Origin of the sequence: Frigoribacterium sp. VKM Ac-1396 (assembly GCF_015350895.1) — a bacterium.
Classification (GTDB): Bacteria; Actinomycetota; Actinomycetes; order Actinomycetales; family Microbacteriaceae; genus Frigoribacterium.
Map to the genome: position 1 here is coordinate 116,879 of NZ_JADKSD010000002.1, position 24,568 is coordinate 141,446.

The following is a 24,568-nucleotide window of genomic DNA, read 5'->3' on the forward strand; positions in this document are numbered from 1 at the left end:
GGCGGGCGGGCCGGGTGCGGCTGCGGGCGGGGCGGGTGCGAGGGGCGGGGCGAGGCTACGGCTGGACGACGCCGATCGGGCCGGTCAGCTGCGGGATGTCGCGGTCGCTGAGCAGCCAGTGCTCGCCGCGGCCGGTGATGAGCAGCGCGAGGGGACCCGGCCGGCAGACGACGAGCGCGCCGCCGTCCTGGTGCAGCACGCCGTCGAGCGCGCCGCCGAGGTCGCGGTCGTCTTCGGAACCCGCGGCCGACAGGACGGCGCAGCGGCCCTCGGCGCCCATCGCCTGCAGCAGCCGGCGCATGCCCTCGGGGTCGCTGCGGTCGGGGCCGAGCGGGTGGGCCACGGCCATGTCGACCCACTCGACCGAGCCGGTCAGGTCGGCGAGGGTCACCTCGGCCGGGCCGGACGGGTCGACCGCGAGCTCGTGCACGGACTGCTTGCGATCGGGCGCGGCGAAGGCCTCGAGTGCGGTGATCACGGAAGGGGGGAGCGACGCCACGGGGGTTCTCCTGTCGAGCGGTTCCGACCATCCTCCCACCCGGGGTGCCCTCGCTGGTCCGTCCACAGGCGGAAACCCGAGCGGGCGTCGGGTGGAGCCGCCGCACTACGCTGCCTGGGAGCCGCGCGACGCGCGCCACCCCGACCCCGACCGACCCCCACCACGACGACGACGGAGACACCGTGAGCGACGCCCCCGGCCAGCAGCCGCAGAACCCCCAGCACCCCCACCCGCAGCAGGGCCAGCCGCCCTACACGCAGCACGGCCAGCAGCCCTACCCCGGCCCCGGCGGGCGCTCCGACCCCCTCAAGAACACCAACCCGGGCCTCGGCACGTCGACCCCGTTCATCTGGGTGATCGCCCTCGCCCCGCTGTTGAGCCTCATCGGCCTCACGTTCTTCGACCTCGGGGACTACCTCGAGCGCATGGCCACGATCACCCCCGGCGTCTACCAGTCGCCCTTCACCCCCGGCTACGCGGCCTACATGGGCTACTCGTTCGCGGTCTACGCCCTGACGGTCGTCTTCGCCTGGCTCGACCACCGCGCCCTGACCGCGCGCGGCCTCGTCCGGCCGTTCCCGTGGCCCTGGGCGTTCCTCAGCATCGTCTACGTCATCGGCCGCTCGGTCGTCGTGAAGCGCCGGACCGGAGGCGGCCTCGCCCCGCTGTGGGTCTTCGTCGCCGCCTACGTGGTGACCATCGTCGTCGCGTTCGTGGTGTTCATCTCGGCGTTCGCCGAGTTCGTGCAGACGATGCCCTCGCTGCCGACGGCGCCGTAGTCGGTCCGACTGCGAGGATGGACCCGTGACCTCCTCCACCGCACCCCGCCTCGGCCTGCTGCTCGACGTCGACGGCCCGATCGCCAGCCCCGTGACCCGCAGCATCGCGCTGCCCGAGATCACCCGCGACCTCGTGGCGCTCGCCGCCCTCGGCGTCCCGATCGTCTTCAACACCGGCCGGTCGGACGCGTTCATCCGCGACGAGGTCGTCGGCCCGTTGCTCGCCGCCGGCCTGCCCGAGGGGTCGCGCGTGCACGGCGTCTGCGAGAAGGGCGCCGTCTGGTTCACGATCGGCCCCGAGCACGGTGCCGACGGCATCGGCCCGATCGAGGTCGACCCGTCTCTCGCCATGCCCGCGGACTTCGGCGACGAGATGCAGGCGCTGGTCGCGGACGAGTACGCCGACCTGGTCTTCTACGACACCACGAAGCACGCCATGGTCTCGATCGAGCAGCTCACCAGCGTCGAGTCGTCGACCTACCTGGCCCGGCAGCGCGCCCTCGACGAGCGGGCCATGGCGGCGCTCGTCCGGCGCGGCTTCGGCGTCCGACGGCTCGACGACGTCCGGCCCGACGCGTCCGGCGGGGTGCAGTGGCGCGTCGACCCCACGATCATCTCGACCGACGTCGAGTCGGTGCGGCTCGGCAAAGACCTCGGCGCCGAGCGGGCCCTCGAGCTGCTGGCGGCCGACGGCGAGCCCCCACTCGCCTGGCGCACGGTCGGCGACTCGCGCAGCGACTACGCCATGGCCGACTGGCTGCACGCCCAGGGGCACGCGGTCGCCCACGTCGACGTCCGACCCGCCGACGGCGTCCCGGCGACGCCCTACCCCGTGTTGACGAGCGCCACGGGCGCGATCCACGACGAGGCCGGTGCCGAGTTCCTCGCCGCGTGGCTGGCCGACCTGAGCGCCTAGACCAGCCGCCCGACGCGCCCGGAGCCCGGGCCGGCCGACACGCCCGGAGCCCGGACCGGCCGACGCGCCCCGGGCCGGCCGACGCGCCCGGCACCCGGGCCCGCCGGACGACCCGACCGCCCGGGGTCGCGGGTCGATGCGACGCGCCCGACCCGCGCCTCCTCGTCCGGCGCGTCGAGCCGCGTCGGCGTGCCCCCGGACGGGTGAGGTGGGTGAGTCTGGGTCGCGGACGGGTGTCACCCACCCGCTGACCTGGCGGGCTGTGACCCGTTCGAGGGGGCGTGCCCCCCGAACGGGTGTCGCGTCGGAGCCGGATCGACCCTGTACTGTTTCGTCACGTCCCCGGAACGGTCCCCCGAAAGGCCCACACCGGAGACGAGCCCGTCGATCGAGACGACTGACCCCTCTCGCAGTCGACGGACCCGAATCGGGAGTCCCTAGCTCCCACCCGACCGCCGCCCACCCCGGCGAGTCACTCGAGTCGCCGCTGTCGCCGACGCCCCTCCGGACGTCCGACGGCAGCTCTCACCGCCTGCCGGCGTCCGGTCGTCTCTCAGACCCGAACCCGGAGAGAACACGCATGTCCCGAACCATGCGCGTCAGCGACAGCGACGCCGAGAACCGACCCACCACCGGTGCACCCGACACCGGCCCCGCCCTCGACGCGGCACCCCGCTCGCGGGGCGAGCTGAGGCGCCTGGCACAGCGCGACGAGGAGCGAGGGGCGCGTGCGCGACCCTCGAGCCGCATCACGAGCGACCACCACGCGTCGGTCGTCTCGCGGACCGAGGGGCGTGCCCACTCGCCGTTCATGGTGCTGCTGGTGCTCGCCTGCACCATGGGCATCCTGCTCTACGGGCAGTTCTTGCTGAACCCGGCGAACCGCGGCGACCTGCTGCCCTACGTTGCCGTGATCATCGCCGAGGCAGTCCTGGTCCTGCAGGCGCTGCTGGCCATGTGGACGATCCTCTCGGGGGGCCAGAACCCCCGCGACTTCGACTTCCACTCGACGCAGGACACGCTCTACGACGAAGAGGCCATCGACCGCCTCGGCGTGCGCGACCAGCCGCACCTGTGGCCGATCGTCGTCGACGGCAAGACCGTGGTGGTCGACGTCTTCGTCACCGTCTACGGCGAGGAGCTGTCGAAGATCGCGATGACCGTGCAGGCAGCGCTCGCGATGCAGGGCGAGCACCGCACCTGGGTGCTCGACGACGGTCGCAGCGACGAGGTCAAGGACCTCGCGGCGACCCTCGGCGCCCGGTACATCCGTCGGTTGACGAGCAACGGGGCCAAGGCCGGCAACGTCAACTACGCCCTGTCGGTGGCGAAGGGCGACTACTTCGCCATCTTCGACGCGGACTTCGTGCCCAAGCCGATGTTCTTGCACGAGACCGTGCCGTTCTTCATCGACGAGAAGGTCGCCTTCGTGCAGACCCCGCAGTCGTACGGCAACCTCGTGAGCATCGTCAGCCGCGGCGCCGGCTACATGCAGGCCGTCTTCTACCGGTACATCCAGCCGGGTCGCAACCGCTTCAACGCGGCGTTCTGCGTCGGCACCAACGTGATCTTCCGCCGAGCGGCGATCGACGAGGTCGGCGGCATCGACACCGACTCGAAGTCCGAGGACGTCTGGACCAGCCTCTTCTTGCACGAGGCCGGCTGGCGCTCGATCTACATCCCGATGACGCTCGCGATCGGCGACGCCCCCGAGACCATCGAGGCCTACAGCAAGCAGCAGCTGCGCTGGGCGACCGGCGGCTTCGAGATCCTCTTCCGCCACAACCCGCTGAGCCCCCGTCGCACCCTCACGATGGACCAGCGGTTCCAGTACACGCTGACGGCGACGCACTACCTGACGGGCATCGCCCCGCTGCTGCTGATCATGGTGCCGCCGATGGAGATCTTCTTCGACCTGCGCCCGATGAACCTGCACATCTCGGTGCTGCAGTGGCTGCTCTTCTACTCGGGCTTCTACCTGCTGCAGATCGCCCTGGCCTTCTTCACGCTCGGGTCGTTCCGGTGGGAGGTGCTGATGCTGGCGTCCGTGTCGTTCCCGATCTACGTCAAGGCGCTCTGGAACGTGCTGAGCGGCAAGGACACCGCCTGGCACGTGACCGGCGGAGGCAAGGCGGCGAGTCCGTTCAACGTGCTCGTGCCGCAGGTGCTGTTCTGGCTGTTCCTCACGCTGACCTCGCTCGTCGCCATCTGGCGCGACTGGGACAACCGCGTGCTCACCCTGGCCACGGTCTGGAACCTCATCAACACCGCGGTGCTGTCGGCGTTCCTGCTGGCGGCGCTGCGCGAGGCCCGCTCCATCAAGCGTGCGGCTCGCACGGGCTCGAGTGCCCGCACGACGATGGCGCACCCGATCGGCACGCAGCCCGAGCCCGACCGCACGCTCCGCACCCAGGTCGCCCGGCCGTTGCCGCGCAGCCACGACGAGTTCCTCGAGCTGTCGGCCGAGCAGCGATCCGAGCAGCTGCGCCGCGACGACGAACGCCGCCACCTGCTCGAGGCCGAGCTGGCGATCGTCGACGAGCACCACGCCGACGAGGCCGAGCACGAGCCCGGCACCCCCCGACCCGACCGACACGACACGAACGACCGAGAGAAGGTGGTCTCATGACCTGGGGCAACAGGATCAAGATGACCGTGGGCATCCTCGTGGTGATCGCCCTCGTGGCCGTCTTCACCGTGATCTTCACGCAGCGTCAGGCGCAGGTCATCAGCACGAGCGCCGCCATCGCGAGCCAGGACTTCCCGGTCGGCACCGACTACAGCGGCACGGTCACCTCGACCGACGCCGAGGTGGGCGACGTCGTGAAGAAGGGCGACGTGCTGTTCTCGCTGCAGAGCCCCTCGCTGCAGAAGGACCTCGCCGACGACGTGGTCGTCCCCGACACCGAGGCGTACACCGTGGCGGACGACGGCACGATCACCTTCATGGCCACCGTCGACGGCACCTTGTCGCGCCTCGACGTCCGTGAGGGCGGGTTCCTCGGGTCGGGCACGTCCGTCGCGACCATCGAGAAGGCCGGCACGCTCTTCGTGGACGCCGACTTCACCCTGACGCCTCGCGACTACGAGCGCATCCAGGACGGCGCCACCGTCGACGTCATGCTGCCGAACCAGGTCGTGGTCGAGGGCAGCGTCGACCTGGTCAGCGTCCAGACGAAGGACGGCGCGGCCGCGGCCACGGTCCGCGTCGTCAGCGACCAGCTGACCGAGGGTGCCTACAACGGCCTGGTGGCGAGCGGCACGCCGGTCGAGGCGACCATGCACCTGCGCGACGACGGCATCCTCGCCGGTCCGGTGGACACCATGCAGGACTTCCTGCGCCAGATCGGGGTCTGACGATCCGCGGCGCAGCGAGAGAGACGACGGGTCGGTCCGACCGACGGGATCGTTCGGGATCACCGATCGACGCCGGGCCGGCCCGTCACCCCCGGGAGGCGCGGGTCGAGACCCGACGCGCCCCGCGCCTCCCGGCCCTCCGCCGCCTGGTCACCGGCGTCGCCCTCGGCACCGCCGGCGCGCTCGTGCTGGCCGGCTGCACCGGCGGTTCGGGCACGGACGGCGACGGCGACACGACCGGGCGCCCCGACGCCACGGGCGACGTGCTGCCGGCCTCGCAGGTCGACCCCCTCGTCGCCGCCCTGCCGCAGGAGTCGGTCGGCGCCGTGCCGGCCATGCGCCTCGCCGACGGGCTCGTCCCGCCGACCAACGCCTGGTTCTCGGGCCTCGTGTTCGGCGACCAGCCTCAGCCGGTGTTCCCGTTCCCGGTCTCGTTCCAGCTGACCGACGACGGCTTCGCCGCGGGGCTGCCCATGCCCGTGGCCTCCGAGAAGGCGATCGTCGGGCCCGCCCTGCCCGACGTCACCCTCGACGTCGGTGCCACCGCGACCGAGGTCAGCGCCTACGACAAGGTCTCGGTGACGGTCGCGCACCTCGACGGCGACACGGTGCTCGGTCACACGACCGTCGCCGAGGGCTCACCGCTCGTCTCGTACACCGCCGCCTCGGCGCAGACCGACACCCTCGGCACCGCCGTGACGAGCACCGGCGACGGACGCGGCACGCTGACCGTCGGCGCCACCACGTGGGGCGTCGTCGTCACGGGCGGTGACCTCGACGGCACGTCCGTCCGGCTCGACGAGGGCGGCTCGGTCGTGCTCGTGCCGGTGCCGGACGGCGCCACCGACGACCAGGTGGGGACGGTGCTCGACGCGGCCGCCTCGCCGCTGGTGTCGGTGACCACCGGGCACCGCGCCTCCGGGTCCGGGTCGTCGGCGATCTCGACCACCGAGCTCGGCTACGAGACCGCGCCCGGCGGCGACACCCTGCTGGTGTCGGCGCCGCACATGGGCGGCTCGGCGACGGGTGGTGACACCGGGCTGAGCTACGAGACGATCTACGGCACCGTGCCGCTGGCGGTCGGCTCGTCACTCTCCTTCGACGCGCCCGTCACGACGGCCTCGGCCGAACTCGACCTCTCGGGCCTGAGCGACGACCAGCGGCAGCAGCTCGGCGACCAGGTGCGGGCCGACGTCGCCTCGACGACGGCGCCCGCGGCCGACACCTACTTCGGCGGCAAGGCGCTGTACCGGTCGGTGATGCTGATGCAGCTCGCCGAGCAGCTCGGCGACGACGCCTCGGCCGACACCCTGCGCACGTCGATCGTCGACCGGCTCGACACCTGGACCGACCCCTCGGGCTGCGAGACGCGCGAGCAGGAGTGCTTCGTCTACGACCCCGCCGTGAAGGGCGTCGTCGGCAAGGTGGCGTCGTTCGGGTCGGACGAGTTCAACGACCACTACTTCCACTACGGGTACTTCCTCTACGCCGCCGGCGTGGTCGCGGCCGACGACCCCGAGCTGGCCGAGCGGTGGCAGCCCGTGATGGACCTGCTCGCGGCCGACATCGCCTCGGGCTCGGGCAACGGCTCGTTCCCCGACCAGCGGGCGTTCGACCCGTACTGGTCGCACAGCTGGGCCTCGGGCTACGCGCCGTTCGCGGACGGCAACAACCAGGAGTCGTCGTCCGAGGCGGTCACCGCCTACGCCGGGCTGTCGCTCTGGGCCGCCGCGACGGGCGACGACGCTCTCGGCGGCGAGGCGTCGTGGATGCTCAGCAGCGAGGCGTCGTCGGCGCTGGCCTACTGGCTGAACCCCGACCTGAGCGGCCCGACCGCGGACGGGTACGACCACGCGATCGTCTCGCTGACCTGGGGTGGCAAGCGCGACTACGGCACCTGGTTCTCGGCCGAGCCGTCCGCGATAGCGGGCATCCAGCTGATCCCGCTCGCCCCGAGCTCGGTGTCGTACCTGACGTCGTCGGCGGCCGGCGGTGCCGAGCAGATCGCCCGCGTGGTCGACGAGGCCGCGGCCTCGGGCTTCGACGCGCCCCTCGGCGACTACGTGCTGATGTACTCGGCCCTGCAGGGGCCCGACCAGGCCGCCCAGGCCCTGTCGACGCTGGCCGACCTGCCCGAGTCGGGCATCGACGACGGCAACTCTCGGGCCTACGCGATGGCGTACGTCATGAGCGCCGGGGCCCGGTAGGCGCAGGGCCCGGCGCGCTGGCGCGGGCGCGGGGTGCGGGCGCGGGGCGCAGGGCGCAGGAGCGGGCGCGGGGCGCAGGAGGCGCGGGTCCGGTCACGAGACACCGCCGAGTGGACGACGCACCGCGGCATGCGGCGGTGCCCTGTCCACTCCGCGGCGTCGGAGCAGCGTGCGGCCTCAGCCGACCTCGCGCACCGGGTCGACCAGCCGCACCGGGTCGACCAGGCGGTGCACGCTGCCGTCGGGCCGGTTCGCGACGAGCGCGCCGCCCCAGAAGCCGAGCTGGTCGCCGTCGCTGTCGAGCTGCCAGAGGCGGTGGCCGTCGGCGAGGTCGAACGCCGTGACGACGGAGGTGCGACCGCCCGACGGCGAGGTCGTGGCGTACCCGGTCGTCCGGCCGACGAGGGCGATCTCGGACTCGCCCGGCACGGCGGCGCGGGCGACCTCGTCACCGGTCGTCGCGTCCAGCAGCCGGACGGTGCGTTCGTCCGCCTGGTCCGACGTGAGGTCGCCCGAGGCCGCCGCCGCGCCTCCCGGTTCGAAGGTCTGGGCGAAGACGAGCGAGCCGCGGCCGCCGGCCGGGTCGGTCGTCACGCGGGCGAGGCCGTGGCGGCGGTCGCGCGGCGGGGTGGTCCAGAGCTCGGCGCCGGTGCGTCGGTCGACGCAGACGACCCCGGGTGTGGTCGAGAAGACGAGGCAGTCGTCGGTCGGCTGCACGCCGCGGTCCTGGCGGTAGCCGTGTCGCCACCGCTCGGTGCCGTCGAGCGAGAGGGCGACCACCGTGCCGTCCGTGTCGCCGGTCGAGGTGGGGATCGCGGGGTCGAGGCCGACCACGACGAGGTCGCCGTCGACGGTGAGCGTCGTGGCCGTGGGCAGGTCGGGGCCCCACGGGGTGGTGTCGCCGGTCCGCCCGTCGACCGCGGTGATCACGCCGTCGTCGAGGACGAGCAGGCCGTCGGGCGTGAGCGCCTCGTCCTGCCGGCCCGTCGTCTCGCCCGTCCAGACCGGGGTGTCGAGGTCGTCGGCGCGGTAGAGCGAGAACTCGCCCGTGCCGGGCTCGGAGTCGTAGTAGACGGCCGAGTCCTGGTACGAGAACTCGGGGTCGCTCGAGACGAGCACCCAGGAGGCGGTGGCGTCGGTCAGGCGGGCGCGTCCGTTCGGCGAGGTGGTCACGTCGGTCAGCTCACCCGTCGCGAGGTCGAGGCGGCCGTAGGCCGAGGCGAAGCCGTCGTCGCCGAAGCCGAGCGACGAGACGAGCGCCGTGCCCGTGGCCTCGTCGGCCGGCCAGACCTGGACGAACCCGCTGCCCGCGTCGAGCTCGGTGCCGAGGTCGACCCACCAGCGGACCGTGCCGTCGACGGGGTCGACGCGCGCCAGCCGGCTGGAGGTCTGCGCCGTGCCGCCGAAGCCCCCGTCGAAGCTGCACCCGGTGTCGCTCGCGGCGCTCGTGGCGGCGCCGTCGTCCGTGCCGTCGCCGCTCGCGCTGACCAGCACGTCGCCGTCGAGCCCGCCGGTGCCCACCCCGGGCTCGGCCTGCCAGAGCAGGCACTCGGCCCGGTCGTCGGGCACCCCGACGTCGGCGGGGGTGAGGGTCCACGACGCGGCGACGGGCTCGTGTCGCAGGTCGTCGCCGTCGACGCCGTCGAGCGCGTCGGCCGACGAGTACCGGGGAGCCTCGACCAGGCCGACGGTGGTGACCAGGGCCGCGATCACGACGACCGCGGCGGTGACGAGGGCGAGGCGACGAGCGCGGGAGGCGCGGTGCCAGGCGGCCCCGGAGCGCCGACGGGCGCGCGCGAGCGGCTGGTCGCTCGGCGAGGCCTGGTCCGTCACCCGGCCATGCTACGAGTCGGGTGCGCGCACGGGCCGTGACCTCGCCCGGGGGCTCGACCCGCGCCTCCCGGGCCCTCGGGGTCGCCCGTTAGGCTGGTGCGGGCCGTCCGGGCGCACCGGGAGCGCCCATGCCCGACCCTCACACGCCCGCCCCGCCCGCCACGCCCGACCCCGCCCGAAGGAGCCGCGCCATCGAAGCCGTCGTCATCTCGATCCTCGCCCTGGCGATCGTCGTGCTCGTGGTGATCCAGGTGATCTACCGCCGTCGTGTGCTGCAGCGCCGTGAGGCCTCGGGGCAGCGCGTCGTCGGCCGCGGCACCTACGTCGTGTTCGGCGTGATGGCAGCGTTCTTCCTCTTCGCGGTGTTCGTGTTCCCGCTGCTCGTGCGGGGGTAGCGGCCTTCGGGCAGTGACCGATCAGGGCCGGTGGTCGATCGGCACCCGAGGGGCCGCGATGCCGGGCCAGAAGTCCTCGCCTCCGGTCCGATCGAGAACGAGGTCGGGAAGCGTGGCCTCAGAAGCCCCACTGCGGACCAGGACGTCGTCCAGGGAGGCGACGACGTCGAGAACCGAACGTGGTCCGAACTGGCCCACCAGCCTCTTCGCCTTGGCTCGGACGTTGTTGGGTGTCGGGCCGGCGTCGATGATGGAGTGATGCCAGAGTCGGCTGTGGTGGGCGCAGCGGTTCCGCAGGTAGACCAAGGCCCTCACGCGGTACGCGAAACCTGCCGTGGCGACCCCGACGCTGCTCGCCACCTCAGCAGCGAGTGTGCCCCCAGCCCCTCGCTCGATGCACCGGGACAGCGTTCCGAACGAGAAGGCCTCGACCGCCGACCAGATCGGTAGGTCAGCGAACGGGGCGCCAGTCCCGTCATCGGTCTTGAAGTGGAGGATGTGCCGCTCCTTGCTGCGGCCGACATCCCGTAGGCACGCCGTGACGGTGGGTTCGGCATCGCCGACGTCGGTGTAGAAACTCTGCTCCAGGTAACGCCCACGAGGGCCGTGCCTGTCGCTGATCACCCTGGCCACGTGCGTTCGGAGGACCAGCTCGGCCCGCGCCAGCGGGGCCACGAGGCGTGCTCGAAGGGTTTCGTCCGCTTCGTAGACGCGTCGGATGTCGTCGAAGCTGGTACCCGGTCGGAAGGAGTCGTCACCCTCGTGCGGCGCGGTCTGGAAGTACCTCGCCCAACCGGACAGGCGGTAGTAGTTGTGGGTCGAGAGGAACGACCGGCATTCTGTCTCGTCGGCGACGATCAGGCCGCGCGATCTGAGCAGGTCCGTCTGCTGTTCGAGGGAGAGGTTCGGCTTCATGACGTGTTCCAGAACGAAAAAGGCCCCTCCCATGTGAGCATCGTGGAGAGGCTTGGGAGGGGGTCGATTGCTTCGATCCTAGCTCGTAGGCCTTAGCTTTGCGACCATGTCCGACATCGATTCGAGCAGGGGGACCGGCGAGATGCGCCCCGGTGAGGCGGCCGACGTCGAGGCGTGCGTGGCGGTGTGGGTCGCGGCGTGCGCGGCCCGCGACGGGCGCGCCGTCGACGGGGTCGCCGAGAGGGCCCGGCCGAAGTTCGACGCGGCCCTCGTCTGGCTGGTCGTCGACGGCTCGGACGGCATCGACGGCTCGGACGGTTCCGACGGCATCGACGGCTTCGTGCTCGCGACGCGTCCCGGCAGCGGTCTGCCCGGCGATCCCGTCGACGCACCGGTCCTCGGCCTGCTGGCGACGAACCCCGGCGCCCAGGCCCGGGGGCTCGGGCGCTCCCTGCTGAGGGCGGCGACGCGAGAGCTCGCGGCTCGCGGTCACGAGCGCGTCGTGCTGCACGTGCTCCTCGACAACGTCGGGGCCGTCCGGCTCTACGAGTCCGAGGGGTGGGTGGCCGCGGGCACGCCTTTCGAGCACTCCCTGCTGAAGCGGCCCACGCAGCGGTTCGAGCGGGTGCTCTGACCGGTCCGGGTGCGAGCGCCTCCGGTCAGCGCTGCGCCCCTGGACGCCAGACGGGCGTGGGGTCGACGGCCTCGGCGACGCGTCGGGCGGTGGCGCCGAGCTGTCGTGCCTGGGCCGCGGTCAGGCTGTCGAAGACGAGTCGGCCGACGAGGGCCTGGTGCCCCGGGGTCGCCTGCCCGACCTGCTCGTGGCCGTCGTCGGTCAGCACGGCCAGGGTGAACCGGCCGTCGGACGGGTCGACGAGGCGACGCACCCAGCCCTTGCCCTCGAGCCGCGTCACCGCACGGGACAACCGCGACAGGGTGCAGCTCGCGTAGCCGGCGAGGGTGCTGAGGCGCAGGGTCCGCTCGGGGGCGCCGTCGAGTGCGGTCATGAGGCCGTGCTCGAAGTGCGTGACCCCGCTGTCGCGCAGCAGTTGGGCGTCGAGGGCGGCGGGCAGCCGCTCGAGCAGGGTCGCGACCGCCGCCCAGACGTCGAGTTGCTCGTTCGTCAGGGCGCGGGGCGGGGGAGGCGTCGGCACGCCTCGAGGGTACGGCACGGCCGGGCGGACGGCGACTTGCCCAGGCAAGCGCTGACGCCTAGATTGACTTGCCTGAGCAAGCCAGCACCCGGCGGGCGACAGCCACAGCGACAGCCACCGCACCAGCACCAGGAGGAACCATGGATCTACGACTCGACGGCACGACCGCCCTCGTCACCGGCTCGACCCAGGGCATCGGCCGTGCCGTCGCCGACCGGCTCGCCGCCGAGGGAGCGGCGGTGATCGTGAACGGCCGGGACGAGGCCAGGGTCGCCTCCACCGTCGAGGCCCTGCGGGCGGCCCACCCGGGTGCGTCCGTCGAGGGCGTCCCCGCCGACCTCGCCGACGCCGCCGACACCGCCCGCCTGCTCGTCGCGCTCGACGACCGAGGCGGCGTCGACGTCCTGGTGAACAACGTGGGCCTCTTCGGCCTGGACGAGTTCACCTCGGCGGGTGACGATGTCTGGGCGCGCTACCTCGACGTCAACCTGATGAGCGGCGTCCGCCTCTCGAGGCACCTGCTCGGCGGCATGCTCGAGCGCGGCAGGGGTCGCATCGTCTTCGTCGGCAGCGAGTCGGGGGTCGACGTGCCGGGCGACATGATCCCCTACGGCGTCACCAAGTCGGCGACGATCGCGCTCGGCGCCGGGCTGGCCAAGCTCACGCGCGGCACGGGCGTCACGGTCAACACCGTCCTCGGCGGCCCGACCTGGTCGGACGGCGTCGCCACCGCGGTCGCCGGCGTCGCGGCCGCCCAGGGTGTCTCCGTCGACCAGCTGAAGGAGGCGCTGGTCGCCCGGCGAGGGACGTCCCTGCTGCAGCGCTTCATCGACCCCGACGAGATCTCCTCGCTCGTCGCCTACCTCGCGAGCCCCCTGGCGTCGGCGACGAACGGCGCCGCGCTGCGAGCCGACGGCGGGGTGCTGACCGGCCTGCTGTGAGCCCCGCCCGCCCACAGCGCCACGTCCTGGGCACAGCACCACGACTAGTCGTGGTGCTGTGCCCATCTCGTGGTGTCGTGCCCGATCGGCACCGCGCCGTCACCCGCGGTCGGCCACCGCCGTCGGGTCGTCGAGGCGGCGGACGACGCCGTCCTGCCCCGTGACCACCAGGTGCGGACCCCAGAAGCCGACGTCGATCGCGTCGCCGAGCGAGGTCCGCCAGAGCTCGCGGTGGCTGTGCCCGTCGAAGGCGACGACGGACGACCGGCCGTCGACGCCGAAGGCGAGCTGGTAGGTGGTCGTGCGGCCCTGGGCCAGAGGCGCCGAATAGCCCGGCAGCGTCGCCTCGAAGGCCACGTGCCCGTCGTCGGCGTCGAAGGTCGTGACGGTCGACGTCTCGTCGCCGAAGCTGCTCGAGGGCGAGACGGACACCTGTACCTGGTCGAACGCCGAGTCGGGCAGGGGGTTCCAGCCCGACTGCACGGTCTGCCCGCTGCGGACCGGGACGGTCGTCGTCCACCGGGTCTCGCCGGTCGAGGGCGACAGGCAGGTCACCGAGACTCGTCCTACGGGGGCGTCCGCGTCGTCCCCGTCGCCGGCGCCGCCGCCGCCCCTCGGGCCCTCGACGACGGGGTCGCCGCTGACGACGGTGGCCGTGACGGTGACGCAGCGGTCCGAGACGATCAGCGAGGCGTCGCCCGGCAGGTCGGCCGACCAGCCGATCGCGCCGGGGTCGTCCTGCGAGAACGCGACGAGGCGCTGGCCGTCGTTCGCCGCGAACGCCACGAGCACGTGGTCGCCGGCCTGCTCGGGCCAGCCCGAGGTCTCGTCGTCGATCGCCACGGGGTGCTCGGCACCGGTTGCGGCGTCGATCACCCGCGGCCCCTCGCCCGCCGTCGTCAGCACGTAGAGCTCGTCGTCGAACAGGGTCACGGTCGCCTGCGCCGGCTCGTCTCCGCGCCAGGTCACGGCGTCCAGATCGTCGAGGGGGTGCAGTTCGAACGCCGTCCGGTCGCCGTCGTTCGTCGTCGGGCCCGTGCCGTCGGCCCCGAACCGCGACCGCGGCTGGTGCGAGACCAGGACGCTCGACGACGAGACGCCCTCGATGCGCGTGACCTGGTCGGCGTCGGTCGACTCGACGGCCGCGGACCGGTCGGTGACCTCACCCGTCACGAGGTCGAGCCGTGCGAGGGTCGAGCCGGTCTCGACCTCGACGGTCAGGGTGGCCGCCCGGCCGTCGTCGTCGGGCGTGACCGACACCGAGCGCACCGCCCGGCCGAGGGCCGTCGCCACGTTCGCGCTCCAGGCCACCTCGCCGGTCTCGCCGTCGACCCGTGCCAGTCGCCCGCCCGCCCCGCCGCACCGGTCGGAGAGCTCGGCCGACTGCGCCGCCATGATCGCGTCGTCGTCCACCCCGCCGACCCGCAGGTAGTAGGCGCAGCCGTCGGGCGTGCCCGGCGTCAGCTCGTCGGTCAGGTCGGTGCGCCAGACCGTCGTGGTCGGCTCGCCCCGCAGGTCGTCGACCAGCATCGCGGGCCGCGCCGGCTCGTCGTACCGCGGTTGCACCGCGAGCCCCGCCCCGGCGACGACCGCGGTCACGGCGGCGACGGCGGCGATCGTCAGGCCCAGGCGTCGAGCCCGGGAGGCGCGGGTCCAGAACCGACGCACCGCACCCGGCGCACGGCTGCCCGGCGTCTGCCGCGGTGACCGCCGCCCGCGCCGGGCTGCTCCGGTCGCCTCCCCGCCGTCGTGGTCGTCGTGGTCGTCGTGGTCGTCGACGTCGTCATGACCGCCGAGGGCGGCCGCGCGGTCGCCGAGGTGACCGGACGCGGAGGCGGGCGTCGTCGATGAGCCGGCCCGCGCCTCCCAGGCTGCCGGCGGGCGCACGGGACGCACCGGCTGCCACGACCGTTCGCTCATGCCGACCCCCTCCGGTCGCCATGCTACGAGACCGGGCCGGTCCACCGGTATGCTGGCGCGTCGTCCCCCGAGCAGGGGGCCACGACCGGCCCGCACCACCAGGCCCGCACCACTCCGCCGCACCACCCCGCCGCACCGACCAGCCCGCACCACCCAGGAGGCAGCATGAGCACCGTCCCCAAGGCCCGGGGTCTCGGCACCCTGTGGCGCACCAAGTCGGTCGAGTCGTCGCTCGCCGACTCGACCGGGCCCGAGAACGGGCTGAAGCGCTCGCTCGGAGTCACCGACCTGACCCTGATGGGCATCGCCGTCGCCGTCGGGGCCGGCATCTTCTCGGTCGGCGCCAACGCTGCCGCGAACTTCGCGGGGCCGGGCGTCACGTTGTCGTTCCTGCTGGCCGCGGTCACCTGCGGCCTGGCGATCATGTGCTACGCCGAGTTCGCCTCGACGATCCCCGTCGCCGGCAGCGCGTACACCTTCACCTACGCCACCCTCGGCGAGTTCCTGGCCTGGATCATCGGGTGGGACCTCATCCTCGAGACCCTCACCGGCGCCGCGGTGCTCGCCAAGTACTGGGGCATCTACCTCAGCACGGTGTTCGAGGGCTTCGGCCTCGACGTGCCCGCCACCCTGTCGATCGGGCCGCTCGAGCTCAGCTGGGCACCGTTCGTCATCGTCGCGTTCTTCACCGTGCTGCTCGTGCTCGGCACGCAGCTCAGTTCGCGCGTCGGCAGCATCTTCACCGTCGTCAAGGTCGCGATCGTCCTGTTCGTCATCGTCGTCGGCTTCTTCTTCGTCAAGGCGTCGAACTACACGCCGTTCGTGCCCGAGTCGCAGCCCCGCCCGGCCGGTGAGGGCGACGTCTGGACGCAGTCCCTCTTCTCGTTCGTCTCGGGTGCCGAGCCGGCGCAGTACGGTGTCTTCGGCCTGCTCGCCGGTGCCTCGCTCGTCTTCTTCGCCTTCATCGGCTTCGACGTCGTCGCCACCAGCGCCGAAGAGGTCAAGAACCCGCAGAAGACCATGCCGCGCGGCATCTTCCTCGGACTCGCCATCGTCACGGTGCTCTACGTCCTCGTCTCGATCGTGCTGACCGGCATGGTGTCGTACCGTGACCTCGCCTCCGTCGAGGCACCCACCCTGGCGACCGCGTTCGACCTGGTCGGCGTGGGCTGGGCCGCCCAGGTGATCGCGATCGGCGCCCTGATCGGCCTGACCACGGTCATCATGGTGCTGCTGCTCGGTCTCGCCCGCATCGTCTTCTCGATGGCCCGTGACGGCCTCCTGCCCCGCTGGCTCGCGAAGACCTCGGCCGTCCGCAAGACGCCCGTGCGCGTGCAGGTCATCGCCGGCGTGCTCGTCGCCCTCATCGCCGGGTTCACCGACGTCGGCGTCCTCGAAGAGATGATCAACATCGGCACCCTGTCGGCCTTCGTGCTGGTCAGCATCGGCGTGATCGTGCTGCGCCGGACGCGCCCCGACCTGCCGCGCGCCTTCCGCGTCCCGCTGTCGCCCGTGCTGCCGATCCTCTCGGCCGTGCTCTGCGTCTGGCTGATGTTCAACCTGACGACGCTCACCTGGGCGCGGTTCGCGGTGTGGCTCGTCATCGGCGTGATCGTGTACTTCGCCTACGGGCGTCGGCACTCGCGGGTCGGGCTCGGTGAGGACGCCGCGGCGCCCGCTCCGGCCGTCGACGCGGGTGGCCGGCCGCGCTGAGTCGCACCGCCGATCGACGGAGAACCCCGTTCGCGACGATGAACCCCGACTGTTCGGGGTTCATCGACGTGAACGGGGTTCTTCGCGGTGTGCCTGGGCATGAACGGCGCAGGGGCCTGGCCGGCGCAGAGGATGACCGGCGCAGTGGTGACCGACGCGGCCGGGCCGAGCGCGCCTCCTCGGGGTCGGAAGGCGCGCGGGGGTCGGGAGGCGCGCGAGGGTCAGGAGGGGCGGGGCGCGTCGAGCGCGTCCACCGCGGCCACGACGTCGTCGACCTCGGTGCGCGTCGTGTAGTCGACGTGGACGTCGGCGAAGACGACCTTGCCGTCGCGGTCGACGACCAGCACGGTCGGGAACGGCACGTCGGCGGTGGCGTCGGCGTTGCTGTCGGCGACGTCGAAGCCGAGGCCGGAGTGCACCGCACGGGCCTCGGCGGCCGGTTCGGTCTGGATGCCCAGCGCCCGCACGAGCACGTTGCCCGGGTCGGACAGCACGGGGAACTCGAGGCCGCCGTTCACGACCGATCGTTCGCTGCCCTCGGGCGTCTGGGGGCTGATGGCGACCAGGGCGACGCCGCGCTCGCGCAGGAGGGGCAGCAGGTCGGCCTGGTAGGTCTTGAGGGTCAGGTTGCAGTACGGGCACCAGGCGCCGCGGTAGAAGACGAGAACGGCAGCCGTCTCGCCCACCGTCTCGGACAGCGACACCTCGTCGCCTGCCGTGTCGACCAGGGTGGCGTCGACGATCGTGTCGCCGAGTCGCACGGCCGAGGCGGGGACGCCCGCGTCGCGCAGGCCGGACTGCTCGTCGTCGAAGACCTTGGTGGCGTCGGCACCGATCCGGGCGTTGAACCCCTCGGTGAACTCGCTCACCTGGTCGGCGATGGAACTCGCGGCGCTGGCGTCGTGGGTCGACATGTGGTCCTCTCGGCGGGGCGGTGGCTCGTCGGGTGCGTGCCCTCGGCGACCGGCCTGCGGCGTCGAGCCCGGGAGGCGCGGCGCAAGTGGGGACGTGGGGTCACGTCCGGTCGCCGGGGTCGATCGTAGACGGTGCGACCGGTGTCGTCCGTCCCGCACCGGGCGCCGTTCGCATTCGTCCCCGGGCCCGGGCCCCGGGCCCCGCGGTCGAGTCGGACGGGCGGCTCGCCGTCGGTGCTGCCGTCGCACCGCCTGCCATCGCCGTCGGGCCGCTCGCCGCCGTGGTCAGGTCGCTCGCGCTGTGGTTGCCGCAGGGCCGCCCGCCTGCGTGGTCAGGCCGCCCGCGCCTCCAGCAGGTCGAGGGCGGCGACGATCTCGTCGACCTCGGTGCGGGTGGTGTAGTCGGTGTGGACGTCGGCGAAGACGACCGTGCCGTCACGGTCGATCACGAGCACGGTCGGGAAGGGGATGTCGCCGGTCGCGTCGGCGTTGCTGTCGGCGACGTCGAAGCCGAGCTGCGTGTGCACGGCCCGCGCGTCGGCGCTGGGCTCGGTGCGGATGCCCAGGGCGTCGGTCAGCACGTTGCCCGGGTCGGACAGCACGGGGAACTCGAGCGCGCCGTTCGTCACGGACGCCTCGGAGCCCTCGGGCGTCTGGGGGCTGATGGCGACGAGCGCGACGCCCCGCTCGCGGAGCCGGGGCAGCAGCTCGGCCTGGTACGTCTTGAGGGTGAGGTTGCAGTACGGGCACCAGGCGCCCCGGTAGAACACCAGCACGGCCGGGCCCTCACCGACCGTCTCGGCCAGCGAGACCTCGTCGCCCTGGGGCGTGAGCAGCGTCGCCTCGACGAGGGTGTCGCCGGGCTCCACCGCGTCGTCGGGCACGCCGGCCTCGCGCAGGGCGCTCTGCTCGTCGGCGAACACCTTTGAGAAGTCGGGGCCGATCTGGGCGCTGAAGCCCTCGTCGAACTCGGCGACCTGGTCGGCGATGCGGCGGTCGGGGGTGGGGTTGCTGGCGTTCGACATGGTCGTCCTCTCGCGGTGACGGGCTCGCCGGGTACGGCCGTCGGATGCCGCCGATCGTAGGCACGTCGCACCAGGCCGAGCTGGGACGTCGTCACGGAGCGTCACACATGGGTGCGGGCGCGGCCGGTGATCAGCTCCGCCGGTGTTCAGCTCCGGCAGTGATCAGCTCCGCCGGTCATCAGCCCTGGCCCTGCTCAGCTCTGGCAGTGCGGGCACCAGTACGTGTCGCGCAGCTCGAGCTCGCTCTCGCCGAGTTCGCCACGGACGATCTTCGTGCCGCAGCGCAGGCAGGGCTTGCCCGCCCGGCCGTAGACCCAGTCGGTCGTGCCCCGCAGGTTGCCCGTGGTGGTGCGGTCGACGCGCTCCTTGTTGGCCTGGATCAGCCGGTGGGCCAGGTCGATCATCTTCGGCCGGTTCTCGACCTCGCCGACGGGCCGCGTGGGCAGCACGCCCCGCAAGAAGCAGAGCTCGTTGCGGTACACGTTGCCGACCCCGGCGAGCACCCGCTGGTCGAGCAGGGCGAGCCCGACCTCGCGGGTCGGGTCGGCCTCGAGGTTCGCGAGGGCCCGGGCGGCGTCCCAGTCGGGGCCGAGCAGGTCGGGGCCGAGGTACGAGACGACGCTGTCGTCGTCGTCGCGGGCCACCAGCTCGACGATGCCCAGGTCGAAGCCGACGGCCACCCACTCGGCGGTCTCGAGCACGACGCGGGCCTGGTAGGCCGGGCGCTTCCAGTTGGTGCCGTGCCGGTAGACGTGCCACGACCCCTCCATCTTGAGGTGCGTGTGCAAGGTCAGGTCGCCGATGTGGTGCAGCAGGTGCTTGCCGCGGGCGATGACGTCGTCGACGACCTCGCCGGTCAGGTCGACCGTGGCGAACGCCGGCACACGGAAGTCGCTGGCCGTGAGCGTCTGGCCGTGCAGCACCGCGTCGAGGTTCTTCGCGGCGCGGTAGACGGTGTCTCCCTCGGGCATCGGTCAGGACCTCAACCGGATGCCGCTCGGCGTGGGCGCGAAGCCGGCGTCGCGCAGGGCGTCGCCGAGCGGGGTGCCCAGCACGAACTCGCCGTCGACCCGTTCGACGGCCAGCTTGCCGAGGCGCGTGCGGACGGTGGCCGCGAGCGACGCGGCCGCGAGGGCGAGCTCTCGTTCGTCGGGTTCGCCGAAGGTGAGGACGGTCTTGCCGCCGCGCTCGACGTAGACGACGAGTCGGCCGTCGACGAGCACGACGAGCGACCCGGCCTTGCGGCCCGGCCGGTGCCCGGACTTCTTCTTGCCGCCCCCTGCGGCGTCGGCCGTGTCGGCGCGGCCGGACCCCGAGGAGGCGCGGGTCGTGCCCGCCGTGGAGTCCGCGTCGTCGCGCGTCCCGGCCCCGGTCGCCGTGGTCGCCGCCGCCGAGGTGGCGGCTCGTGCCGCCGCGCTCGCCACGGCCGCGGCCTCGTCGGCGGACGCGCCGTCGAGCGTCTGGCCGGGCCACGGCAGGGCGGCGCCGTAGGGGTTGGCCGGGTCGGTCGCGGCGAGCGTGACCACGGGCACGTCGCGCTGACGGCCTGCGGCGACCAGGGCGTCGTCGTCGCGTCGGTCGCCCTCGTCGCGGACGAACGAGCGCAGGCGGTCGACGGTCGGCCCGGTCGCGAACTGTGCGGCGCCGAGCCCCTCGACGAAGTAGCCGCGACGAGCACGCCCGGTCTCTTCGAAGCCGCTCAGCACCTTGTAGGCCGTCGAGAAGCCGCCGCGGACGCCCTCGTTGACGACCGCGCCCCGCGTGACGACGCCGTGGCGTTCGAGCAGGATCTCGGCGGTCGCCGCGGCGCGCACCGTGCCGTCGGGTTCGGCGAGGGGCAGCAGCGACCACCGCCCGCCGACGGTCGGTGGGCCGGCCTGGCGTGGCATGGCCACGCGACCGCGGCTGCGGTACGACGAGCGGGACCGGGTGGGCGTGCGCGGCTTCGACGTGCGTCCGCCGCCGACCTGGGTGCGCAGCGGGGCGAACGTGTCGTTGGTGATCTGGCCCGCCCAGACGAGTTGCCAGATCGCGGTGACCAACGAGTCGTCGTCGGTGCTGCCGACGGCGTCGGAGAGCTGCCGGAAAAAGTAGGCGCCACCACCGGCGAGGGCGGCGAGCACCTCGCGCTGCAGGTCGTCGGTCTCGGCGCCGGACGGTTCGGGCAGGGTGACCTGGGCGCCGTCGGCGAGGTGCAGGCTGACCCAGCCGTCGTGACCGGGCAGGGTGCCCGTGCCCGACCAGATGACGTCTCCGGTCGCGGTGAGCTCGTCGAGCATCGAGGGGTTGTAGTCGGTCACGCGGGCGGGCAAGATCAGGGACTCCCACGCCGAGGCGGGCAGCGAGACGCCGCTCAGCTGGTCGACGACCTGGACGACGCCGTCGAGCCCGCGCAGGCCCGAGCCCTTGAGCCCGGTGGCGACGTGCTGCCAGGCGGGCAGGAAGCGACCGAGGGTCTCGGGTGCGACGGGTTCGACCTCGTGCCGCAGCGCGGCGAGCGACTTGCCGCGCAGCCGACGCAAGACCTCGGAGTCGCACCACTCGCTGCCCTGCTGCCGGGGTCGGAACTCGCCCTCGACGACGCGACGCTGGGTGGCGAGCTTGCGCAGGGTGTCCAGGACGACGGCGGTGCCGAGGCCCAACCGGTCGGCCACCATCGCGGGGGTGAACGGCCCGTGGGTGCGGGCGAACCGACCGATCAGGTCGCCCAGCGGGTCGTCGACGGGCTCGACGAACGCGGTGGGCACGCCGATGGGCAGGGCGACCCCGAGGGCGTCGCGCAGGCGCGAGGCGTCTTCGATGCCGGCCCAGCGCACGGTGCCGGCGTGGGTGAAGCGCAGCACCCGGTTGGACCAGGCGAGGTCGGTCAGGGCGGTCTCGAGTGACCGGTGGGCGTCGTCGCGTGCGGCGACGTCGCCCGTGACCAGGGTGGCGGCCAGCCAGCTGCGGTCGATGATCTCGTCGGTCGTCAGCGGGCCGAGCAGACGCAGCAGGTCGACGACGCCCTCGATGTCGCGGGCCCGACGGTCGGGCGCGAGGCGCTGCAGTTCGAGTTCGTGCTGGTCGATGACGTCGGCGTCGAGCAGCTCGCGCAGCTCGGCCCGGCCGAGCAGCTCTTGCAGCAGGCTCGAGTCGAGGGAGAGGGCGGCGGCCCGGCGTTCGGCCAGCGGCGAGTCGCCCTCGTACATGAAGGCGGCGACGTAGCCGAACAGCAGCGAGCGGGCGAAGGGCGACGGCACCTCGGTCTCGGTCTCGACGATGCGCACGGTGCGGCTGGCGAGGTCGCGGGTGAGGCTCATGAGGGCCGGCAGGTCGTAGACGTCTTGCAGCACCTCGCGCACGGCCTCGAGCACGATCGGGAACTGCGGGTACTTGCGGGCGACGTCGAGCAGTTGCGACGACCGTTGGCGCTGCTGCCAGAGCGGGGACCGCTTGCCCGGGTTGTAGCGCGGCAGCAGCAGGGCCCGGGCGGCGCACTCGCGGAAGCGCGACGAGAAGAGCGCCGAGCCGCCGACCTCTTCGGTGACGATCTCGTCGAGGTCGTCGAGCTCGAACGAGAACAGTTCGGCCCCGGGAGGCTCGGCGTCGGTGTCGGGGATGCGCACGACGATGCCGTCGTCGGCCGCCATCGCTCCGCCGTCGACCCCGAGCTGGTCGCGGATGCGGGCCGAGACGGCCAGGGCCCAGGGGGCGTGGACCTGCATGCCGTACGGCGAGTGCAGGATGAGCCGCCAGTCGCCGAGCTCGTCTCGGAAGCGTTCGACGACGAGGGTGGTGTCGGTCGGCACGTACGAGGTGGCGGCCTTCTGCTCGGCGAGGAACGCGATCAGGTTGCGGGCGGCGCGCTCGTCGAGGCCACCGGCCGCGACACGGGTCGTGGCGTCGACCTCGTTCGAGTTCGACAACTCGCGGACGTAGCCGCCGATCGCCTTGCCGAGCTCGGCGGGCCGCCCGATGCCGTCGCCCTTCCAGAAGGGGACGCGGCCGGGCTGGCCGTACGCGGGCGACACGAGCACGCGGTCGTGGGTGATGTCTTCGATCCGCCAGCTGGTCGCCCCGAGGGCGAAGACGTCGCCGACCCGCGACTCGTAGACCATCTCTTCGTCGAGCTCGCCGACGCGGGCGGCCTTCTCGCCGACCATGAAGACCCCGAACAGGCCCCGGTCGGGGATGGTGCCGCCGCTCGTGACGGCGAGGCGCTGGGCGCCGGGTCGACCGGTCAGCGTGCCGTGGACGCGGTCCCATACGATGCGGGGTCGCAGCTCGGCGAACTCGTCGGACGGGTACTTGCCGCTGAGCAGGTCGAGGGTGGCGTCGAAGGCCGACCGGGGCAGCGTCGCGAAGGGCGCACTGCGCCGCACGGTGTCGAACCAGTCGTCGGCGTCGAGCTCGTCGAGGGCCACGGCCGCGACGGTCTGCTGGGCCAGCACGTCGAGGGGGTTGGTCGGCACGCGCAACTCTTCGATGAGCCCGGCGACCATCCGCTCGGCCGCCACGGCGGAGTGGATCAGGTCGGCGCGGTGCTTCGGGAACAGCACGCCGCGCGAGGTCTCGCCGACCTGGTGCCCGGCCCGCCCGACGCGCTGCAGGCCGCTGGCGACCGAGGGCGGCGACTCGACCTGGATCACCAGGTCGACGGCGCCCATGTCGATGCCGAGCTCGAGCGAGCTCGTCGCGACGACGCAGCGCAGGCGGCCGCTCTTGAGGTCGTCCTCGATGAGGGCCCGCTGGTCTTTCGACACCGACCCGTGGTGGGCCCGGGCGAGCAGGGGGTCGCTGCCCGCGGTCTGGCCCGAGCCGCCCATCAGCTGGGCGGGGGCGCCGCCGCCGACGGACGGGTTGCGCTGCGACGCGGGGGCCGGGGCGAACGGGTCGACGGTGTCACCGGCCGCGCCGTCGCCGACGCGACCGGCCGCGACCAGCTCGCCCCGCGCCTCCTGGTCGTCGTCGTCGCCGTCCGTCGAGGAGGCGCGGGTCGCGGAGGCACCGGACCGCGCGTTCTCGGTCGCGCGCTCGGCGGCCTCGAGGTCGCCGCCCTGACGTTCGATCCAGATGTCGTTGAGCCGGGCGGTGAGGCGTTCGGCCAGGCGGCGCGAGTTCGAGAAGACGATGGTCGACCGGTGCGCGGCGATCAGGTCGACGATGCCCTCTTCGACGTGCGGCCAGATCGAGCCCTGCGGTGCCGCGCCGGCCGCCGAGCCCTCGAGCGGAGCGGCGGTGCCGAGCTCGGTCATGTCGTCGACGGGCACCACGACCCGCAGGTCGAACTTCTTGTCGGCGCGCGGGTTGACGATCGTGACCGGTGCCGGCCCGGCGAGGAACCGCGCGACCTCTTCGGGCGGTCGCACGGTGGCGCTGAGGCCGATGCGCTGGGCGGGCTTCTCGAGCAGGGCGTCGAGTCGTTCGAGCGAGAGGGCCAGGTGGGCACCGCGCTTGGTGGACGCGACGGCGTGCACCTCGTCGATGATGACGGTCTGCACGCCCTTGAGGGTCTCGCGTGCCTGGGACGTGAGCATCAGGTAGAGCGACTCGGGCGTCGTGATGAGGATGTCGGTGGGGGTGCGGGCGAGGCGACCCCGGTCGCTCGAGCTGGTGTCGCCCGACCGGACGCCGACCGTGATGTCGGGAGCCTCGGTGCCCAGCCGCCGGGCGGTCTGGGTGATGCCCACGAGCGGCGAGCGGAGGTTGCGCTCGACGTCGACGCCGAGCGCCTTGAGGGGCGAGATGTAGAGCACGCGGGTGCGGTGCAGCTTCTCGTCGGGTGGGGGCGACGAGGCCAGCGAGTCGATCGACCACAGGAACGACGCGAGCGTCTTGCCCGAGCCGGTGGGCGCGATGACGAGGGCGTGGTCGCCCTGGCTGATGGCCGTCCAGGCGCCCTCTTGTGCCCGCGTCGGCGCGGCGAAGGCCCCCCGGAACCACTCGCGGGTCGCGGGGGAGAAGCGGTCGAGCACGTCGGTCATCGGTGCCATCCTGCTCTGCACCACCGACATTCCGCCG

At 73.0% G+C, this 24,568-nt stretch carries 18 protein-coding genes; 9 read left to right on the forward strand and 9 right to left on the reverse strand.

Translation table 11 applies throughout. The features are described 5' to 3' along the window. Positions 1–55: 55 nt before the first annotated feature. The gene (locus ITJ55_RS07630; protein WP_194594887.1) at positions 56–499 is read right to left on the reverse strand and encodes a hypothetical protein; all 444 of its coding nucleotides are present in this window, start codon (positions 497–499) and stop codon (positions 56–58) included. Between the two features lie 182 nt (positions 500–681). Between ITJ55_RS07630 and ITJ55_RS07635 the strand changes: the two genes are divergently transcribed. The 5 genes from ITJ55_RS07635 to ITJ55_RS07655 all read left to right on the forward strand — a co-directional run bounded on the left by ITJ55_RS07635 (position 682) and on the right by ITJ55_RS07655 (position 7,758). Beyond that, positions 682–1,278, forward strand: coding sequence for a hypothetical protein (locus tag ITJ55_RS07635; protein WP_194594888.1), 597 nt, complete (start codon positions 682–684; stop codon positions 1,276–1,278). Positions 1,279–1,303: 25 nt separating this feature from the next. Beyond that, positions 1,304–2,194, forward strand: a complete 891-nt coding sequence (locus tag ITJ55_RS07640) for a hypothetical protein (protein WP_194594889.1) — start codon at positions 1,304–1,306, stop codon at positions 2,192–2,194. 580 nt (positions 2,195–2,774) lie between these two features. Beyond that, positions 2,775–4,823, forward strand: coding sequence for a glycosyltransferase (locus ITJ55_RS07645; RefSeq protein WP_228498075.1), 2,049 nt, complete (start codon positions 2,775–2,777; stop codon positions 4,821–4,823). Beyond that, on the forward strand, positions 4,820–5,551 hold the full coding sequence (locus ITJ55_RS07650) for an HlyD family efflux transporter periplasmic adaptor subunit (protein WP_194594890.1): 732 nt from the start codon (positions 4,820–4,822) through the stop codon (positions 5,549–5,551). Before ITJ55_RS07645 ends, ITJ55_RS07650 begins: the two co-directional genes overlap by 4 nt. A gap of 185 nt (positions 5,552–5,736) precedes the next feature. After that, a complete protein-coding gene (locus ITJ55_RS07655; RefSeq protein ID WP_194594891.1) occupies positions 5,737–7,758 on the forward strand; it encodes a glycosyl hydrolase in 2,022 nt (673 codons plus the stop codon). Between the two features lie 177 nt (positions 7,759–7,935). Here the strand turns inward: ITJ55_RS07655 and ITJ55_RS16495 are convergent, their stop codons facing one another. Then, positions 7,936–9,591 (reverse strand): PQQ-binding-like beta-propeller repeat protein, encoded by a 1,656-nt coding sequence (locus tag ITJ55_RS16495; protein ID WP_194594892.1) that lies wholly within the window; start codon positions 9,589–9,591, stop codon positions 7,936–7,938. 128 nt (positions 9,592–9,719) lie between these two features. Here ITJ55_RS16495 and ITJ55_RS07665 point away from each other — a divergent pair, with 128 nt between their 5' ends. Beyond that, on the forward strand, positions 9,720–9,986 hold the full coding sequence (locus tag ITJ55_RS07665) for a hypothetical protein (protein ID WP_194594893.1): 267 nt from the start codon (positions 9,720–9,722) through the stop codon (positions 9,984–9,986). A gap of 21 nt (positions 9,987–10,007) precedes the next feature. Here the strand turns inward: ITJ55_RS07665 and ITJ55_RS07670 are convergent, their stop codons facing one another. Beyond that, positions 10,008–10,901, reverse strand: a complete 894-nt coding sequence (locus ITJ55_RS07670) for an Abi family protein (protein WP_194594894.1) — start codon at positions 10,899–10,901, stop codon at positions 10,008–10,010. Between the two features lie 106 nt (positions 10,902–11,007). Between ITJ55_RS07670 and ITJ55_RS07675 the strand changes: the two genes are divergently transcribed. Then, positions 11,008–11,535 (forward strand): N-acetyltransferase, encoded by a 528-nt coding sequence (locus ITJ55_RS07675; RefSeq protein WP_194594895.1) that lies wholly within the window; start codon positions 11,008–11,010, stop codon positions 11,533–11,535. A gap of 25 nt (positions 11,536–11,560) precedes the next feature. Here ITJ55_RS07675 and ITJ55_RS07680 read toward each other — a convergent pair whose 3' ends face one another. Beyond that, positions 11,561–12,055, reverse strand: coding sequence for a MarR family transcriptional regulator (locus tag ITJ55_RS07680; protein WP_194594896.1), 495 nt, complete (start codon positions 12,053–12,055; stop codon positions 11,561–11,563). A gap of 140 nt (positions 12,056–12,195) precedes the next feature. On the opposite strand from ITJ55_RS07680, the gene ITJ55_RS07685 reads away from it, so the two are divergent. Continuing rightward, on the forward strand, positions 12,196–12,996 hold the full coding sequence (locus tag ITJ55_RS07685) for an SDR family NAD(P)-dependent oxidoreductase (RefSeq protein ID WP_194594897.1): 801 nt from the start codon (positions 12,196–12,198) through the stop codon (positions 12,994–12,996). Between the two features lie 99 nt (positions 12,997–13,095). Here the strand turns inward: ITJ55_RS07685 and ITJ55_RS07690 are convergent, their stop codons facing one another. Continuing rightward, complete coding sequence (locus tag ITJ55_RS07690) at positions 13,096–14,916, reverse strand: PQQ-binding-like beta-propeller repeat protein (protein WP_194594898.1); 1,821 nt, start codon at positions 14,914–14,916, stop codon at positions 13,096–13,098. Positions 14,917–15,081: 165 nt separating this feature from the next. On the opposite strand from ITJ55_RS07690, the gene ITJ55_RS07695 reads away from it, so the two are divergent. Next, positions 15,082–16,629: an APC family permease gene (locus ITJ55_RS07695; RefSeq protein WP_194594899.1), complete on the forward strand. Its 1,548-nt coding sequence runs from the start codon at positions 15,082–15,084 to the stop codon at positions 16,627–16,629. A 221-nt stretch (positions 16,630–16,850) separates the two neighbouring features. On the opposite strand, the gene ITJ55_RS07700 is transcribed toward ITJ55_RS07695, so the two are convergent. From ITJ55_RS07700 to ITJ55_RS07715, 4 genes are all read right to left on the reverse strand, one after another. Beyond that, positions 16,851–17,543, reverse strand: a complete 693-nt coding sequence (locus ITJ55_RS07700; protein ID WP_194594900.1) for a peroxiredoxin-like family protein — start codon at positions 17,541–17,543, stop codon at positions 16,851–16,853. Between the two features lie 332 nt (positions 17,544–17,875). Further along, complete coding sequence (locus ITJ55_RS07705) at positions 17,876–18,568, reverse strand: peroxiredoxin-like family protein (protein ID WP_194594901.1); 693 nt, start codon at positions 18,566–18,568, stop codon at positions 17,876–17,878. A gap of 194 nt (positions 18,569–18,762) precedes the next feature. After that, complete coding sequence (locus ITJ55_RS07710; protein WP_194594902.1) at positions 18,763–19,539, reverse strand: Fpg/Nei family DNA glycosylase; 777 nt, start codon at positions 19,537–19,539, stop codon at positions 18,763–18,765. Between the two features lie 3 nt (positions 19,540–19,542). Then, positions 19,543–24,531, reverse strand: coding sequence for a DEAD/DEAH box helicase (locus ITJ55_RS07715; RefSeq protein ID WP_194594903.1), 4,989 nt, complete (start codon positions 24,529–24,531; stop codon positions 19,543–19,545). Positions 24,532–24,568 lie beyond the last annotated feature (37 nt).